Annotated in this window: 13 protein-coding genes; 4 read left to right on the top strand and 9 right to left on the bottom strand. The window is 68.1% G+C overall.

What is annotated here, in order from left to right; all coding sequences use genetic code 11:
* Positions 1 to 2: 2 nt before the first annotated feature.
* Together EV647_RS04500 and EV647_RS04495 are read left to right on the top strand one after the other, a co-directional pair.
* Positions 3 to 983, top strand: coding sequence for a serine hydrolase (locus EV647_RS04500; protein WP_238177028.1), 981 nt, complete (start codon positions 3 to 5; stop codon positions 981 to 983).
* A gap of 53 nt (positions 984 to 1,036) precedes the next feature.
* Positions 1,037 to 2,158 (top strand): Gfo/Idh/MocA family protein, encoded by a 1,122-nt coding sequence (locus EV647_RS04495; protein ID WP_133998800.1) that lies wholly within the window; start codon positions 1,037 to 1,039, stop codon positions 2,156 to 2,158.
* Positions 2,159 to 2,308: 150 nt separating this feature from the next.
* Here the strand turns inward: EV647_RS04495 and EV647_RS04490 are convergent, their stop codons facing one another.
* Positions 2,309 to 5,437, bottom strand: a complete 3,129-nt coding sequence (locus EV647_RS04490) for an amidohydrolase family protein (RefSeq protein ID WP_238177027.1) — start codon at positions 5,435 to 5,437, stop codon at positions 2,309 to 2,311.
* 379 nt (positions 5,438 to 5,816) lie between these two features.
* Here EV647_RS04490 and EV647_RS04485 point away from each other — a divergent pair, with 379 nt between their 5' ends.
* Positions 5,817 to 6,335, top strand: a complete 519-nt coding sequence (locus tag EV647_RS04485) for a hypothetical protein (protein ID WP_133998798.1) — start codon at positions 5,817 to 5,819, stop codon at positions 6,333 to 6,335.
* Positions 6,336 to 6,340: 5 nt separating this feature from the next.
* Here EV647_RS04485 and EV647_RS04480 read toward each other — a convergent pair whose 3' ends face one another.
* From EV647_RS04480 to EV647_RS04470, 3 genes are read right to left on the bottom strand one after another with little or no spacing between them, the layout of a single operon-like run.
* Entirely contained in the window at positions 6,341 to 6,844 is a 504-nt protein-coding gene (locus tag EV647_RS04480; RefSeq protein WP_166680222.1) for an SRPBCC domain-containing protein, read from the bottom strand.
* Between the two features lie 33 nt (positions 6,845 to 6,877).
* Positions 6,878 to 8,122: a hypothetical protein gene (locus EV647_RS04475; protein ID WP_133998792.1), complete on the bottom strand. Its 1,245-nt coding sequence runs from the start codon at positions 8,120 to 8,122 to the stop codon at positions 6,878 to 6,880.
* Positions 8,112 to 8,603: a SigE family RNA polymerase sigma factor gene (locus EV647_RS04470; RefSeq protein ID WP_133998789.1), complete on the bottom strand. Its 492-nt coding sequence runs from the start codon at positions 8,601 to 8,603 to the stop codon at positions 8,112 to 8,114. The genes EV647_RS04475 and EV647_RS04470 overlap by 11 nt, the downstream gene beginning before the upstream one ends.
* A 164-nt stretch (positions 8,604 to 8,767) precedes the next feature.
* Here EV647_RS04470 and EV647_RS04465 point away from each other — a divergent pair, with 164 nt between their 5' ends.
* The gene (locus EV647_RS04465) at positions 8,768 to 9,838 is read left to right on the top strand and encodes a glycoside hydrolase family 172 protein (protein WP_133786185.1); all 1,071 of its coding nucleotides are present in this window, start codon (positions 8,768 to 8,770) and stop codon (positions 9,836 to 9,838) included.
* Positions 9,839 to 9,847: 9 nt separating this feature from the next.
* Here EV647_RS04465 and EV647_RS04460 read toward each other — a convergent pair whose 3' ends face one another.
* From EV647_RS04460 to thiO, 5 genes are all read right to left on the bottom strand, one after another.
* The gene (locus EV647_RS04460; protein WP_133998786.1) at positions 9,848 to 11,056 is read right to left on the bottom strand and encodes a glucoamylase; all 1,209 of its coding nucleotides are present in this window, start codon (positions 11,054 to 11,056) and stop codon (positions 9,848 to 9,850) included.
* 13 nt (positions 11,057 to 11,069) lie between these two features.
* A complete protein-coding gene (locus EV647_RS04455; RefSeq protein WP_133998783.1) occupies positions 11,070 to 11,960 on the bottom strand; it encodes a DMT family transporter in 891 nt (296 codons plus the stop codon).
* A gap of 30 nt (positions 11,961 to 11,990) precedes the next feature.
* Positions 11,991 to 13,940, bottom strand: coding sequence for a Stk1 family PASTA domain-containing Ser/Thr kinase (gene pknB, locus EV647_RS04450; protein WP_133998780.1), 1,950 nt, complete (start codon positions 13,938 to 13,940; stop codon positions 11,991 to 11,993).
* Positions 13,941 to 14,014: 74 nt separating this feature from the next.
* Complete coding sequence (locus tag EV647_RS04445; protein WP_133998777.1) at positions 14,015 to 14,953, bottom strand: LysM peptidoglycan-binding domain-containing protein; 939 nt, start codon at positions 14,951 to 14,953, stop codon at positions 14,015 to 14,017.
* A gap of 168 nt (positions 14,954 to 15,121) precedes the next feature.
* Positions 15,122 to 16,249 carry a glycine oxidase ThiO gene (gene thiO / locus EV647_RS04440; protein ID WP_133998774.1) on the bottom strand — a complete coding sequence of 376 codons (1,128 nt, stop codon included), beginning with the start codon at positions 16,247 to 16,249 and terminating at the stop codon, positions 15,122 to 15,124.
* Between the last annotated feature and the right edge of the window lie 6 nt (positions 16,250 to 16,255).

Raw genomic sequence — 16,255 nt, 5'->3', positions numbered from 1 at the left:
TCGTGTTGGAGGGGGCGGTTGAGGGGACTAGGTTCTCCGGTGTCGTTCGGGTTGATCGGGCTGGGGTTACTGAGTTCTGTGCGGCTTATGGGTACGCCGATCGGGCCCACGGGATCGTCAATGCGGTCGAGACCCAGTTTGCGACGGCGAGTGGGACGAAGAGTCTGACGGCTCTGGCGGTGATGAGCCTGATTGAGCGTGGGACGTTCGAGCTCAAAACCACCGCTCGTTCGCTGCTCGGCAAAGACCTGCCTCTGATCGCCGATGACGTGACGATCGAGCACCTGCTGGCGCACCGGTCCGGGATCGGCGACTACTTCCCTGAAGACGGCGACATCACCGACCATGTGATGCCGGTGTCGGTGCACGAGCTTGCGACGACCGAACAGTTCCTGCCAGTGCTGGGCGGGCACAAGACCGTGTCCCCGGCCGGCGAGCGGTTCGCGTACAACAACGGCGGCTACGTCGTCCTCGCCCTGCTGGCCGAACGGGCGAGTGGCATCGACTTCCACCAGTTGGTTCGTACGCTGGTCTGCGAGCCGGCGGGCATGGTCGACACGGAGTTCCTACGCTCCGACGAACTCCCAGGCCGCGCCGCCCTCGGCTACCTGTCCGTCGACGGCCTACGAACGAACGTGTTCCATCTCCCCGTGCTCGGCAGCGGAGACGGCGGCATCTACTCGACCGCTGCCGACCTCAGCGCCTTCTGGGACGCACTGTTCGCCGGACGGATCGTTTCCCCGGAGCACGTCGCCGAGATGGTGCGGCCGCGCAGTGACTGGCCGGAGGAGTCCAGGCGCTACGGCCTCGGGTTCCACCTCCACGCGACAGGCGATGCCGTCTGGCTGGAGGGGTACGACGCAGGCGTGTCGTTCGCCAGCCTGCACAAGCCCTCGTCATCGATCACCTACACCGTCATCTCGAACTGGTCCGACGGCGCCTGGCCGATCATCAGGGTCCTCAACGGCCAGCTCGGCATCTGAAGCGGAAACGCGCGCGGCCGCGGGGTTCGCTGATCGCCAATAGCATTGCCGCTATGGCGGATTCTGTGCGGATCGGTGTTGTCGGCGCGGGGAGCATCTCGGTTCGCGGGCTCCTTCCACACTTGGGTCAGCCGGATCTGGCCGGCCGGGTGTCGTTGGCAGCGGTGTGTGACCCGGTGCCGGGGCGGGCGGAAGCGGCGGCCGAGAAGTTCGGGGTCGAGCGGGCGTTCGTCCAGTACGAAGAGTTGCTGGCGCGTGGCGACGTCGACGCGGTGACGCTCGCTTCTCCGATCGGGTTGCACTACGAGCAGGGCAAGCTCGCGTTGCAGGCCGGGAAGCACGTGCACTTCAACAAGACCATGACGCTGACCGTCGCCGAGGCGACCGAGTTGATCGAGCTCGCGGCGAAGAACGATCTGCGCATCGTCGCGTCACCGGGGGAGATGCTGCGACCGCATCATGTGCGGACGCGGGAGCTGATCGCCGAGGGCGCGATCGGGACGTTGTCGTGGGTGAGCTGCGGGGCCGCGTTCGGCACCTACCACGAGGACGAGTCCGTGCGCGGCGGGAACGACGTACTCACGAACATCGATCCGTCGTGGTACTTCCGCAAGCCCGGCGGCGGACCCCTGTACGACATGACGGTCTACGCGCTGCATTCCGTGACCGGGATCCTCGGCCCGGCGCGGCGGGTCACGGCAATGTCCGGCGTACGGGTGCCTGTTCGCACGAGCGGAGGAGTCGACGTGGAAACGGATGCCGACGACAACACCGTCATCCTGATCGACTTCGGCGACAACCTGTTCTGCGTTGCGACCGGCACCGCGGCGGGCGGGATGCGCGGAGGATTCGGCGGCGCCTATTACGGTACGGCGGGAACGATCGACGGGCTGCTGCTCAACGGCGAGCCGTTCGACTTCCCCAACCGCAACCCGTCCGAACAGTCGCCCCGCGGGCCCGGGAACCAGGCGCTGCTTCCGCACGTGACCGGCGTACACCGGGAGATCGAGGAGCAGCACGTGTACGAGGACGTCATGCAGCTCGTCGACTGGGTCCGCGACGGCAAGCCCTCGATCGTCACCGCCGAACACGCGCGCCACGTCATCGACATCATCGAGTCCGCATACCGCGCGGCAGCAACCGGCCAAACCCAGGACCTCACAACAACCTTCTGAGCGGCGTTCGCAGGGACGCGGTTCACCGGAAGCGGCAGCTCGACAGTACGTATATGTCTCATACCCGTCACCGCACGCCGTGCGGTCGGCCGGATCGCCGGACAGTGGACGTATACGTACTGTCGACCTGCACAACTACTGCTTGCTCTTCTAGCTTTCGCAGCAGGCTCGGTGGAGCCATTCGGGTTCGTGCCACCAGTAGTCGGCGTCATGGGCATGAGCTTGGTTGCGGGTCAGGGGTTGTGGGGCGTTGGCGGTGTGGACGGTGGGCTGCAGGTTGTTGGTGGACGTGTACGGCGCCAGTAGGTCGTCGACGGTGTAGTGGTTGCCGGCGATCATCACCTGTTGTACGGCGGCGGCCGCGCGGATGTCGGCCAACGGGTCTCCGCTGACGAAGGACAGGTCGGCCTGGGCTCCAGGCTTCACGACGCCGAGCTTGTCCTCGAGGTTGAGCCACTTCGCCGGGTTGCGCGTCGCCGTCGTGAGCGCCTCGTACGGCGTGAAGCCGCCCGCGACCATCGAGCGGAGGTTCGCGTGCAGTGACACGGCCATGTTGTCGAGGGGAGTGTCGGTGCCGGAGATGACCAGCCCGCCGCCGCGGTGGATGCGGAGGACCATGTCGACGTTCCCGCGCAGCAGTTCTCGCGTGGTGACGCCGGCCGGGCCCTTCGCGGTGTTCACCTCGGTGATCAGCGCGTTGTACTCCCAGGACGGGTAGAGCGTCGTCGTACGTCGGTCCGTGAGCAGGGACGGATCGTCGACGTGCGCCATCGTCGAGTTGAAGAGCGTCGGCGTCACGGACAGGCCGGCCCGCGTGAACAGTGTGACCACGTCGGCGTACGCGCGTCCCAGCCGGCTGACCGTGTGTGAGTACCCGAGCCGGTTCGTCGCGCCGGTGTGCTCCATCCCGTCCATCCCGAGATGCTCCGCGGGATAGAGGTAATGCGACGACAACTGCAGCCCGAGTTGGTGCACGTAGGCGATCGCCCGCCGCTGGTACTCGATCGGCAACCGCACGTACGTCTTCACCAGGTCGTACGCGAGCCCCTCGACCCGATCGAGTTCCAGACCGAGCTGCCGCAGCGACAACGTCGGCCGCATGAAGTTGTAGTACACGCGCGACCCGTCGATCGCCTCACCGGTCGCGAAGTACCGCGGCCCGCGCAAGGACCCGCTGACGAGCGCCTCGCGGGTCTCCTGCATCTGGTACGCCGGATCGCCGGGAGAGCGCGTACTCGTGATCCCGTACGCGAGCCACAGGTTCCCCTGCCGCGCGCCCCAGGCCCGTCCGCGCAGATGCCAGTGGTTGTGCGCGTCGATCAACCCGGGCATCACGGTCAATGCGGACGCGTCGATGTCGGCGCGGCCGTTGTGCGGTCGTACGGCGGCGATGCGCTGATTGTCGACAATCAGATCGACGTCCCGGCGGAGCGTGGTCGCGCGTCCGTCCCACAAGGCGCCGGCGTGGATCGTGACGTGCTGGTTGACGGTCGCGCGCCGGTACTCCAGGTCGAGCTTGATCGTCTCACCAGTTGTCGTGCGCAACCGTCCGTTGTTCAGGTAGGCCAACGTGTGGTTGTTCAGCCACACGGGGGAGTCCGTGACTTCGTTGGTCAGGGCGCGCGGCTCGCCGGTGAAGCGGCCTCGAGCATCGACCGGTACGACGTACAGGAGGCTCTCCACGACGAAGGCCAGCTGCTTGCCGTCGGGTGAGAACACGGGGCCGTCGTCGCCGCGGGTGGCGAGCGAGCGGAACGGCATCGGCTCGACGTACTCGAGCGCGGTCGACGCGACATCGACGTACAGTAGTTGGCTGGTGCCCTCGCGGAAACGTTTGGAGAACGGCTTCACCGCGGCCAGGACGAGCGTCTTGCCGTCGCGCGACCAGCTGACCCGCCCCGGCTGGAACAGGGTCGGCGTCAGCTGCCGGACCTCGCCCGACGCGAGGTCGAGCACCCAGGCGATGCCGTCCTGGTCCTGGTAGGCGATCCGCTGCCCGTCGGGTGCGAAACGCGGCGCGGTCTGGGCACCCGGGAGACCCGACAGCTTGGTGTCGGTGCCGGTCGCCAGGTCGTGCAGCCACAGGTCGGCTGTGCCGTCGCGATCGCTTGCGTAGAGCAACTTCTTGCCGTCCGGTGAGAAGTCCGGGTCCGAATTGAAGTAGCCGTCGGCAACCACCTTGCGGGGTGGCGTCCTGCCGTCGGTCGGCGCCAGCCACAGGGCGTTCAACGCGCGGAACGCGAGCCACTTCCCGTCCGGCGACGCGGTCGGGCTCGCGATCCCCTGCACCGCCCGTTTGCCCGTCGACTCGAGATCAGGAGCCTTCGGCCGCGGCCGCCGTGACGTCACGGGGACGGTGGCTGCAAACGGTACGACGCTGTGCTCGCCGCCGGCGTCGACGTTGTACCGGTGGACCGTGCCGTCGGCCGTGTAGAAGAGGTCTGTCGACGCCCAGGACGGTGGGACCGCGAAGACATCCTGTCCATTGGTGACTTGCTGATTGTCGACAATCAGATCGCAGGCCGGACCGGACAGGCGAACGTACGCGAGGTGGCCCGCCGGCGAGTACGACGGCCCGAACAGGGTGATACTGGTCTGATTGTTGACAATCGTCGTGCGGACACCGGAGGCGAGGTCGAGTTCGACGATCGAACTCGTGTCGACGGTGAAGGCGATCTTCCGGCCGTCGGCGGAGACGGTCGGCTCGGCCTCCTCGCTCGTGGTGTCGGTCAGCGCGACGATCGCGCCGGTCGCGAGGTCGAGCCGGTGGATGCCGTAGCTTCCCGCGGTGTTGCCCCCGTCGCCGAAGCCGCCGCGGTCGGACGAGAAGACGATCGATCGGCCGTCGGGCGTGAAGTGCGGCTCGCGGTGGTCGTACCGCCCGCTGGTCAGCTGCCGCAGGCCGCTGCCGTCGGGCCGGATCGACCAGAGGTGGAAGTTCCCGTCGCGGTACGACTGGAACACGATCGACCGTCCGTCCGGCGACCAGCGCGGGCGGGTCGCGTCCTGCAGGTCGTCGGTGAGCCGGCGCGACGTACCGCCTGCGGCCGGCGTCACCCAGATCGCCGTCACCAGGTCGAACGCCAGCCACTTCCCGTCCGGCGACACGGACGCCATGAGGTTCGTGCCTTCACTCAGTACGGCCTGTCGGCCAGTTGAGACGCCGGCGGCCTCGGTGGGCAGCGCCGGAAGTTGTACGGCGCCGACGGCGGCGGCACCTCCGCCGAGCTGCAGCGCGCGCCGCCGCGAAATGCTCCAGGAACCAGGGTTCTCGGTCACGTCATCGGATCCAATCCCTCGAGGGCGGTGGGACTCCTCCGAATCTGCCAGCACCGTCGGCGTCACATGAACCTGACCGGCGCGTCCCGCGCCCAACGGCCCGGAAAGTGCGACAAGCGGCAAGGCAGGCCCTGATCCGCGCCGTCGGTGCAGACCAGGCTCGGGACTGGGACCAAGACTGCTCTCCAGAACCCGCTGCCGGGCACTACGTCGGCACCTACCTGGCTTGGCCCCGGTGTGTGGAGACAAGCAATAGCCTGTTCCCAGTCACCGTAGGTTGTCCCTAGCCCCAGCGGGCGGTGCCTTGCGGCGAGCGACCGCCGTCTATCGTCGCGTCATGCAATCTGTGTCTCCGCCGACTCGGTCTCCGTGGGCGGCAATGTCTCCGCGGGCTCGGGCGCTGGGTGCGGCCGGGCTCTGTCTGTTGATCGCCGTCGTGGCCGGGCTCGCGGTCGACAGCAGGCTCGATCGGCACTGGATCCTCCGCGGCCTCACGGCCCTGCTGGCGGTCTGTTGCGCCGCACTGCTGGCCACCGACCAGACCCGGCGGCTGCGGCAGATCGTGACGGGCGTCGGGCTGGGGATGTTCGGGCTGATCATCCCGGTGTCACAGACGGCCTGGTCGAAGCCGCCGGAGATCGACTTCGCGCTACAGGTCGCGACAGACGCGAAGAACGCGGCGCAGAAGAACGCCCGGAGCGCGGTGTCGGTCGCAGACGTGCAGGCCGCGGCAGAAGCACGCGGGGGAGCGGTCGGCACACTCCCGACCGAGAAGAACCCGCAGGTGCGCGGCGCGGACGCCTACCCGCTCGTCATCCGCGCCAAGCGCGACCAGGGCCGCCCCTGGGCCTGCCTCTCCTTCACCCACGGCCTGGACGCCAAGGTCCGCGCCTGCTGAACCCGCTATTCGTAGGCGGCACTCAACTCCTCGGCCCGATCCAACGGGTCCCAAGTGATGGGCTTGCCGTCGAGTTGAGCCTCGACAACCTCCAGCCCTGCCTCCCAGCCCGCCGTGGCCGGCCCGGCGGCGTCCGGCTCCGTGAGTACGTTGGTGAACACCAGCAGGCTGCCGGTCGCAGTACGAGTGATCTCCCAGGTGAGGATCTCACCGGACCACTCGTACTCCAGCACTTCCGGCGGCTCGCTCCGCAGCAGCCGCCCATTCGGCGTGCGGTCCGGGTCGTCCGCCATCCCGTACCGCCGCTGCTGCTCCGCCGTCACCCCGAAGTACAACGCGCTTCCCACGGGGCGATCCAGGTCCACCACCGCCGGGAACCACGCGGACAGCCGGGCCGGATCCGTGATCGCCTGCCACACCTGCTCCGGTGGATGCGGCAGCACCCGCTCGAACCGGATCGCCGTCCGGCCGTCGTCCGTTGTGAACACCGTCCCACGCCGCCTGTCCATGCCGACAATATAACCGATCATGAATATAAGCGCTCATGGAATCGAAGTCGCGGCGTCGAACCAGGTGGCCGGGTTCTGGGGTGAGCTGGTCAGCTGTAGGTTCTCGGCGATGCCGCGGAGCTCGTTGAGTGATGGCTTCGGGGCGAGGCTGCGGATCGTGATCGCGACCCCGTTGCCCTCGAGCCGTACGGCGTCGTAGGGCGGCACCGTGTTCTTGGTCTGCGACGTTGCCAATCCGGTGGCGTAGACGTAGTACGCCTTCATCCCTTGGATGATCGCGACCGGCGCCGCGTGCCGGCTCGAACTGTCCCAGAATTCGCCGGTGGAATAACGGATCTCGATGTCGTCGCCGACCTGCGGTTGATAGGCCTGGTTCCCTTCGGGACAGACCTTTGGCGGCGGACTCTTGAAGGACAGCGAGCAGCCGGACGGCGGCTTCCGGTAGCCCGTGCCCGGGTTGCCGTCACTGAACATGACCGCGAAGTCCTCGCCGGACCCCGCGACGTTGCCCGTTGCGGGCGAATAGGTGATCCGCCGTGCGGCAAGCCCGTCAGGCAGTTCGTCCGCGACGAACGGTGAGCCGAGCTGCTGCGGACCCACCGACAGCGACCGCGCGATGGTCGACGCCATCGTGACGTCCGGATCGAACGGGCCGTCGATCGTCGGGATCTTGCGCGTGCCGAGTCGGCGCTGCGACTCGCAGCTGAGCAAGGCCCACAGCCCTTCGGCAGGTTGCCAGACGAGAGTCTGCATCGGGGCGCCCAAGAGAGGGAATCGGTAGCCCTGGGGACCGGGCGGGAACGGTGCGTTCTTGGTCGACGTCACGATCCGGGCCTGGTGCCCGCCGAGCGCGATCGTGGGGCTGCCCGGCGGGATCCGGCCCGGGTCGAAATCGCCGTTGCGATGCACCTGGAGCTGGCAGAACGTCGGCCACGGGGTCGCGTTCACCACCTGCAGTTCAGAGTCCTGCCGGTTCGCGCCATAGACCTGGGTTGTCGCGTAGACGTTCTTCGGCAGGCTCAGTCCGACCCACCTGGCCCAGGCCGAGGTCCTGGTCTCCTGATCCGCCGAGTCGTTGCCCGACAGCAACAAGTGCGGCGTGAGGACAGCCGCGACCGCTGCGGTCGCAGTGGCAACCGCGGTGACGGCGATGAGCGCAGTACGTCGGTGTGCAGCACGCCGGCCGCCCAGCTCGAGTGCTTGCCGGATCTGGCCGGGATGCGGCGCCGTGCCGGCCAGGTGGTCGAAGGCGTCTCGCAGGTCTTCCTCAGTACGCATGATGCACTTCCTCCGCCAGGCTGGTGAACTGGATGCGCAGGGTTGCCAGGGCACGTGACGCGTGCGCGCGCACGGTGCCCGGCGAGCAGCCCATGGTTTCGGCGATCTCGTTGTCCGTCAGCCCGCCGTAGTACCGCAGCACCAGGACGGCGCGCTGCCGCCGTGGGAGCTTGGCCAACTCACCGATCAGCTCATCGCGGTCGGCGGTGCGGTCGGCGTGGTCCGGGCTGCTGCCCGTCTCCACGTCGTCGCTCGGCACGTACCGCGACCATTTCCGGCGCCAGGACAGGTACTCGTTGACGACCATCCGGCGCAGGTACGCCTCCGGGTGGTCCAGCCCGCCGATCCGGTCCCAGCCGCGCTGGGCCTTGATCGTGACGTCCTGTACGACGTCCTCGGCCAGGTACGGCGTACCGCACAGCACGGTCGCGAATCGCAGCAGCGGCGGCAGACCGGTGCGGGTCCACTCGTCGAAGGTCACGTCGCCCCCTGTCCCGGCCGGTGGGTGACCGGCCTACACCACTACAAACGACGGTAAGCGCCGATCTGCTGAGTCCAGGCTGGCTCCACGGTTGGGTCCACAGCTGAGTCCACGGCATGGGCAATCGATTTCTCAGAAGCTCCAGGACCGCTAGGGTCGCGGGTATGACTCTTGGGAACCTCAGCGGCATCAGCGCGCTCGCCGACGTCGAGTCGCGCTCCATCAGTGCGGAGAACCCCACCGGCGAGCCCGGTCAGGGTGGACGGCGGACCGAGGGGACCGGCGCGCACGCGGCGCGGGACCTCGGGCAGGGGTGGAAGGTCTCGCCGTCGATCGAGATCGGGCCGGGGGAGACCGTGACGCTGGCCGACATCGCCGGGTCCGGCTGCATCACGCACATCTGGCTGACCACGCACGTCGACCACTGGCGCCGGTTGGTACTGCGGGCGTTCTGGGACGGCGACGCCGCGCCCGCGATCGAGACGCCGGTCGGCGACTTCTTCTGCTCCGGCTGGGGCAAGTTCGCGCAGGTGAGCTCGCTGCCGGTGGCGGTGAACCCCAATGGCGGCTTCAACTGCTACTGGGAGATGCCGTTCCAGTCCCAGGCGCAGCTGACCATCGAGAACACGCACGACGAGGCAGTGGTCGTGTACTTCCAGGTGGACTACTGGCTGGGCGCTGTGCCGGACAAGTCGGCGTACCTGCATGCGCAGTGGCGCCGGAGCAACCCGCTGCCCTCCAAGACCGTGCACACGTTGCTTGACGGTGTGGAAGGGCCCGGGCACTACGTCGGCACCTACCTGGCTTGGGGCGTCAACAGCACCGGCTGGTGGGGTGAGGGCGAGGTGAAGTTCTACCTGGACGGTGACGACGAGTTCCCCACCATCTGCGGCACAGGTACCGAGGACTACTTCGGTGGCGCATGGAACTTCGACGTACCCCACCTGGGTGGCTATACCGAGTTCAGTACGCCGTACCTCGGTATGCCGCAGGTGATCCGGCCGGACGGGCAGTACCAGAGCCAGCAGCGCTTCGGCATGTACCGCTTCCACCTGCCAGACCCGATCCGCTTCAAGGAGCGGCTGCGCGTTGACGTGCAGGCGCTCGGCTGGCGCTCTGGCGGACGGTACCTGCCGCTGCAGGACGACATCTCGTCCACGGCGTTCTTCTACTCGGGCAAGACGAGTACGGCGCGACCGGACGCGCCAACGCACGACGTGATGGAGATCTGCTAGCCAAAGGAACTACGGGACCGGCAGCGGGTTCTGGAGAGCTGTGTCGGCGAGAACCACGAGTGCGGCAGTCCACGCGAGTGGGGCCTCGCCGGCCGGCTCCAGGTCCCGGTTGACCTTCTCGGGCAGCGCACCGCTACTGGTCCGGTGCTGGTCGAGCCAGGAGAGCAGTGCCTCGGCTCCGGAGCGATCCCCGCGCGCGGCAGCGCTCAACGCGAACAACGCGGTCTGAGGCGTCCAGGACACTCCGTCAGCACGCCACGATTCGCCAGGCGTCACGCCACCGTTGGGCTGCGTGAGTACGGCGTGCGCCTGGTTGATCGCCGTGGACACGACGGGCCGATCAGGGGCGAACGGCGGCCCCAGTACGGCAACGAACGCGTCGGCACCGCCGCCGACGCTGATCGGTTCGACACCTGGCTCGACGAAGCTCCTGGCTCGGGCCGGTGTCCGCGGATAGTCCGGCCCGAAGACCCGGTCGGTTGCCGCAGACAACTTGTCGAGACCTTCCCGCCAGCGGGTCGCCTCGACCGGGCGCTTCTCCTCGGTGGCGATCCGCACGGCCGACCGCAGGCCCGTCAGCAACGGGGCGACCGTTCCGATCGTCAGCTCCTTCTCGGAGCGCTCCCAGTAGTCAGGGGAAGGCGCAGGCAGCCCGTCGGGCCCCAGTTCGCTGAGGATCTGGTCGGCCGACTCCTCGACGAGGTCCCAGTACCGCTTGCCAAAGCGGCAGAACCACGTGGCCCACAGCACCCACCCGGAGGCGTCCAGCTGCGGCTCGCGACCGTCGTCGACGTGTCGGCCGGCATCGGTGTAGCGGGCCTGCCAGCGACCGGTCGACGGCCGGACGCGGTCCAGGAACGACAGTACGTCGAGCGCCTGGTCGTACTGGCCGATCGCGCAGCGGGCGACGGCGACGAACGACGCGTCCCGGGGCCAGACGTACCGCCACGGGCCGTCCCAGCCGGCCAGGGTCGCGCCGTTCGGGAGGGTGAGCGCGTCGAGGTCGGCCAGCGCGTGCCGGACCAGCTCGTCGTACTTGTCGCTCCTGAGCGAAGAGCTGGTGTGTGCGGGCGCAGTGTCACCGGGGACGCCGTCGGCGACCAGGCGGGGTTGCGGGTTGCGGACCAGGTTGGTGGCGGTCCCGGCGGCCAGTATCGCGAGCAGGAGGGCGATCACGACGTACGGGAACCACCGGTCCCGCCGATGACTCTCCCGCATGGTCCCCCCGAATCTACTGCGCCAGGTGCTGCACTTCCGCCTCGAACTTACGCCGTGGTGCCAGCTCGACCAGATACATGGCCGACACGACCAGTGCGCCGCCGACCAGCATCCGCCAGGTGAGGCTGTCGGAGCCGAACAGCACCGCGAACGCCGAGGCGAACACTGGCTCCATTGTCATCGCAATCGCCGCGCGAGTGGGAGTCAGGTGTGCCTGTGCCCAGGTTTGGACGATCAGCGCTAGGGCTCCGGCGACCAGCGCCATGTAGATCACGCTGACCCAGTCGCCGCCGGTGCTCGGCACCGAGAACCCGCCGGGCAGGGCGCCGATCGCGCAGACGCAGGTGATCACGATCATCTGCAGCGACGACAGACCGAACGCGTTCCTCGACGTCGACCAGGCGCCGAGGCCGATGATGTGCAGCGCGTAGAGGCCGGCGGATGCCAGCGTCAGCAGCTCGCCCTGGCCGAGGCTGAGTCCGCGCAGGGACAGTACGCCGAGACCGGTCGTGGCGAGGACCACCGCGACCCAGGCCCAGCGGCCGATCTTGTGCCGCAGGATCACGGCGCCGAGCAGCGGGGTGAAGACGACGTACATGCCGGTGACGAAGCCGGAGACGCTCGCCGAGGTGTGCCGCAGGCCCTCGGTCTGGAGGAGCTGGGCGATGCCGTACGTGATGCCGAGGGCAACGGCGCGGCCGCGGTCCAGGCGGCTCAGCCGCGCGATCGCGGGCGGGTGGACCAGCACCAGCGCGACCGACGCGATCAGGAACCGCAACGCCAAGTAGTCGGCGACGTCCATCCTGGTGAGCAGGTCCTTGGTCAGGAAGAACGTCGATCCCCACGCGGCCGCAACCGACAGCAGGGCCAGTACGGCGAGACGCGGGTGGGTCACGCCGGACATCAGATCAGATCCGTCGCGGGTAGGCCAAAATCAGAGCACGGTGATCACGATCGTGCTGCCGGGTTTCACCTTCCGGCCGGCGCCGGGGCTCTGGGCCGCGACGATGTTGAGGCCGAGATTGAAGGGCGCCTTCTGCACCGTCACCTTGAAGCCCGCGTCGCCGAGGATCTTCTGCGCGTCGGCAGTGGTCTTCCGCTTCACGTCCGGGACCTCGACCAGCGGCGGGCCGAGCGACACGACCAGCGAGACCTTGTCCTTGGCGAACAGCGTGCCGTTGTTCGGGCTCTGGCTGATCACGTTGCCCTCGGCGATCTTCTCGTCGTACTGCGTGGTGCGCCCGACGACGAACCCGAGCCTGGTCAGCGTCTTCTTCGCGTCCTTGTACGACTTGCCGGTCAGGTCCGGCACGGTGATCGGCCGTTTGCCCTTGCTGACCGCGAAGTTCACCGCCGTCCCCGGCTTCACGATCGTGTTGAACTTCGGGCTGATCGCGATCACCTTGCCCTGCGGCACGGTCTCGTTGTACTGCTCGATGATCTGCCCGGTGATCAGCTTGATCGGCGACAGTGCCTGCTGCGCGGCATCCAGTTGCAGACCGACGAGCTGGGGCACCCGGTACCGCTCCGGTCCCTTGGAAACGGTGAGACCGATGTCACCGTTCTTCCGGATCCGGTCACCTGCCTTCGGGTCGGTGCGGATGACCTCACCCTTCTTCACGTCCTCCGAGTAGTCCTGGTTGTCGAGGCTCGTTCGAAGGCCCCTCTCCGCCGCCTTCGCGTTCGCGGCGGCGGGCTCCATGTTCACCAGGTCGGGCGTGGTGGTGTACCGGTGGATGCCGTAGTACCAGGCCGACGTACCGATGCCGATCGCGGCCGCGAGGATCAGAATCAGCGCGATTGGCCCCCGGGACCTGCGCCGTGGCGGTGCGGGTGTCTTGGCCGGAGCGCCGGTCGGCCGACCGTGGTCCACCGTTACGACGATCGTGTCGTGGCGAATCGGCTGGCTGTCCGGGGGCGCCTGACCGCGCGAGTAACCGTCGTCGTACCCGCTGTCCTGCCGGATCTGGTGAATCGGCACCGTCAGGTCACCGGTCAGCTCGGGGTCGTCCGGCAGCCCCTCGTCGAGCGCACTGCGCACCCGGTGCACCTGCCGGCTGAACACCCGCGCGTCGGTCGGCCGCAGGTCGCGGTCACGCGCGGTCGCGCGCTGCACGAGCGCATCGACGTACGGCGGGATGCTCGGCTGCTCCAGCGACGGTGGGGGTACGTCGGCATGCACGTGGGCGTAGGCGACCTGGATCGGGGTGTCACCGGAGTGTGGCTTGTTGCCGGTGAGCATCTCGTACAGGAGGATGCCGGCCGAGTACACGTCCGAGCGCGCGTCCGCACTACCGTCCGTGACCAACTCCGGCGCCAGGTACGACACGGTGCCCATCAGGAGCCCCTGGGTGGCGGTGTTGCCGCTGGCACTCACCGCGCGGGCCAGACCGAAGTCGGCGACCTTCACCGCGCCCTTGTCGGAAATCAGGACGTTCTCGGGCTTGATGTCGCGGTGCACGATGCCGGCGTCGTGGGCGGCCGACAGTGCGGACAGGACCGGTGTCAGCAGGTCCAGCGCACGGGCAGGGGACAGCGGCGCCTCCTCGCGGATGACGTCGCGCAGGGTGCGGCCGCGCACGTACTCCATCGCGAGGAACAGGGTGCCGTTGTCGTCGCCCTGGTCGAAGACGGCCACCACGTTCGGGTTCGAGAGCCGGGCGGCGGCGCGGGCCTCGGCCACGAACCGGCGGGTGAACTGGGCGTCGTCACCGAGCCCGTCGTGCATCACCTTGAGCGCGACGGTCCGGTCCAGCCGCATGTCCAGCGCCTCGTAGACGGTGGCCATGCCGCCCTTCGCGACGCGCGCGTCCACGCGGTACCGACCGTCGAGCACGCGCCCGACGAGGCGGTCGCTGACCTGCGTGTCCACGTCGTCCGTCACTTGCGGTGAGCCGCCTCTCCCCAAACCGTCTGCTCAGAGAGTGTAGATAACGCCTCAGCTTGACAGCGCCAGGCTCACCGCAGGGGGTCCCACCCGCGTTCCAGCTGGGCCTTGATGCGGAGGACGTTCTTCACGTACAGCTTCGTGTCGGCGTACATGCCGTTCTTCTTCACGCCGCCCAGGCCCTGGTAGTAGCCGGCCACCGCGATGTCGAGCTTGGCGGCGCCTGTCAGGCGGCTCAGCAGGACGACGCCGGCAGTGACGTTGTCGCGTGGTTTCAGCAGGTCCAGCTCGCGGCCGACGACCCGGGAGGCGAACCGGCCGGTCGACGGGATGACCTGCATCGCGCCGATCGCGTTGGCCGGGGAGACGACCCGCTGCTTCCAGCCGGACTCCTGCCAGCTGACCGCGAGCGCGAGCTCCGGGTCGACGCCGTACCGTTTCGCGGTGCTCACGATCAGTGAGCGCATCTGGGTCCGGGTCGGCAGCTTGCGCTTCTTCAGGGTGGCCCGGTTGCGGTTGGCCGCTGCGACGACGTGGTCGGCGTACGTGCGCCCCGCGAACGTGTTGTCGGTCCGGGGCTTCGGGCGGACCTTCACCGGCACCTGGAGCGGCTTGCCCGCGTAGATGCGGGCGCCGGCCTTCAGCCCGTTCGCGGCGAGCAGGTTGGCCTGCGAGCACTTGAAGCGCTTCGCGATCCCGGAGACGGTGTCGCCGGGCTTCACGACGTACGTCACCCGGCCGAGCTTCGAGCGCGTCCTGGTCGTGGTGGTCGTCGACCCCTTGCCGGGGACCTTGAGCACCTCGCCGGCGTAGATCGCGTTGCCGTTGCCGGGCAGCTTGTTCAGCGCGACCAGTGTCGAGACCGTCGTCCCGTAGCGGCCGGCGATGTGGCTGAGGGTGTCACCCTCCTTGACCTTGTACGCGCCGAAGCCGGGCGAGCCGGCGGTGATCACCGCCGCGGTCAGCACCGGTACCGCCAGGCCGCTCAAGATCCGTACGACGTTGCGCATCGCAACCAACTCCCCGTGTGAACGTCACTTGACCGTATGTGCTGGTACGGATGTGACAACAGGGGCGAATGGGGTTGGTGTTACGCCTGTAACGCAAAGGTTACAATTCAAGGCTGAACTACATTGTTGTCGTTCACAATCTTTCCGGTTGCTGCGGGCAACGGTGAGTCAGTGACCGAACCGGCTGGCGAGGAAGGGTTTTCCGAGGTCCGGGAGCGTTCCGGTGCGGACGGTCTCCGCGAGGATCTGCGCGGTGACCGGCGTCAGCAGCACGCCGTTGCGATAGTGACCGGTTGCCCACAGCAACCGATCCACACCGGACGGGCCGAGTATCGGTGCGTTGTCCGGTGTCGCCGGGCGGAGGCCCGCGATCGACTCCACGAATTCGAGCTCGTCGATGACCGGGAGCACGGTGCGCGCGTCGCGGAGCAGGGCAAACACACCGCCGGCCAGCACGCGGGTGTCGTAGCCGAGCTCGGTGCTGGTCGCACCGATCACCAGCTCGCCACCTGGTCGTGGGACGAGGTAGACGGAGAAGCCACGGGCTGTGGCGCGCACAGTGTGCTGGAGCGCCGGGCGGTACGCCTCCGGGACCCGCAACCGCAGTACCTCACCCTTCACCGGACGCACCGGCGGACGAAGCTCCTCGGGTACGCCGTCCAGCTGCGACGACCACGGACCTACTGCCGCGATCACATGACCTGCGTGCACCGTGTCGCCGTTCTCGAGCTGTACGCCGAGTGCCGTCGTACCGGACGTGATGACTCGGGTAACGCGTTGGCGGATGAGCTGTACGCCGGAGAGCTCGACGGCGCGGAGCAGAGTCGCTACCGCCTGCCTGTTGTCGACGGAATGGTCACCTGGGACCCAGACGCCACCGGAGACACCTGTGGCGAGCATGGGCTCGCGGCGGCGGGCGTCGCGACCGGACAACACCTCCACCTCGAGGCCGAGGCGTCGCTGGTATTCGGCGAGCCTACGGAGTGCTGCTGCGTCGTCCACGTCGTACGCGACGGACAGTGTGCCCGTCTGGTGGAGGCCTGCGGGCTGTCCGGTGAGTTCTTCGAGCTCGGAGGCGAAGGCGGGCCAGGCGTTCACCGAGGCCAGGTTGAGCGCCAGCAGATCGTCCTCGCCGTACTCCACCTCCGTGACCGGGGCGAGCATGCCGGCCGCGACGTTCGACGTCTGCGCGCCGGGTGTTGGGTCACATACCGTCACCTGGATACCGTCTGCGGCCAGTCGCCACGCCGTCGCCAGACCGATCAGCCCGGCACCTACAACCACCACATCAGGCATGGCTTC

This window comes from Kribbella sp. VKM Ac-2566, assembly GCF_004366005.1.
GTDB classification, from domain to species: domain Bacteria; phylum Actinomycetota; class Actinomycetes; order Propionibacteriales; family Kribbellaceae; genus Kribbella; species Kribbella pratensis.
This window is presented reverse-complemented; position numbering and strand designations above follow the sequence as displayed.

Excerpts from the sequence above, each read along its gene's own strand:
- EV647_RS04495 (WP_133998800.1), top strand. The coding sequence starts at position 1,037 with ATGGCGGATTCTGTGCGGATCGGTGTTGTCGGCGCGGGGAGCATCTCG.
- EV647_RS04485 (WP_133998798.1), top strand. The coding sequence starts at position 5,817 with ATGTCTCCGCGGGCTCGGGCGCTGGGTGCGGCCGGGCTCTGTCTGTTG.
- EV647_RS04460 (WP_133998786.1), bottom strand. The coding sequence starts at position 11,056 with ATGCGGGAGAGTCATCGGCGGGACCGGTGGTTCCCGTACGTCGTGATC.
- EV647_RS04455 (WP_133998783.1), bottom strand. The coding sequence starts at position 11,960 with ATGTCCGGCGTGACCCACCCGCGTCTCGCCGTACTGGCCCTGCTGTCG.
- EV647_RS04475 (WP_133998792.1), bottom strand. The coding sequence starts at position 8,122 with ATGCGTACTGAGGAAGACCTGCGAGACGCCTTCGACCACCTGGCCGGC.
- thiO (WP_133998774.1), bottom strand. The coding sequence starts at position 16,249 with ATGCCTGATGTGGTGGTTGTAGGTGCCGGGCTGATCGGTCTGGCGACG.
- EV647_RS04445 (WP_133998777.1), bottom strand. The coding sequence starts at position 14,953 with ATGCGCAACGTCGTACGGATCTTGAGCGGCCTGGCGGTACCGGTGCTG.
- EV647_RS04480 (WP_166680222.1), bottom strand. The coding sequence starts at position 6,844 with ATGGACAGGCGGCGTGGGACGGTGTTCACAACGGACGACGGCCGGACG.
- EV647_RS04465 (WP_133786185.1), top strand. The coding sequence starts at position 8,768 with ATGACTCTTGGGAACCTCAGCGGCATCAGCGCGCTCGCCGACGTCGAG.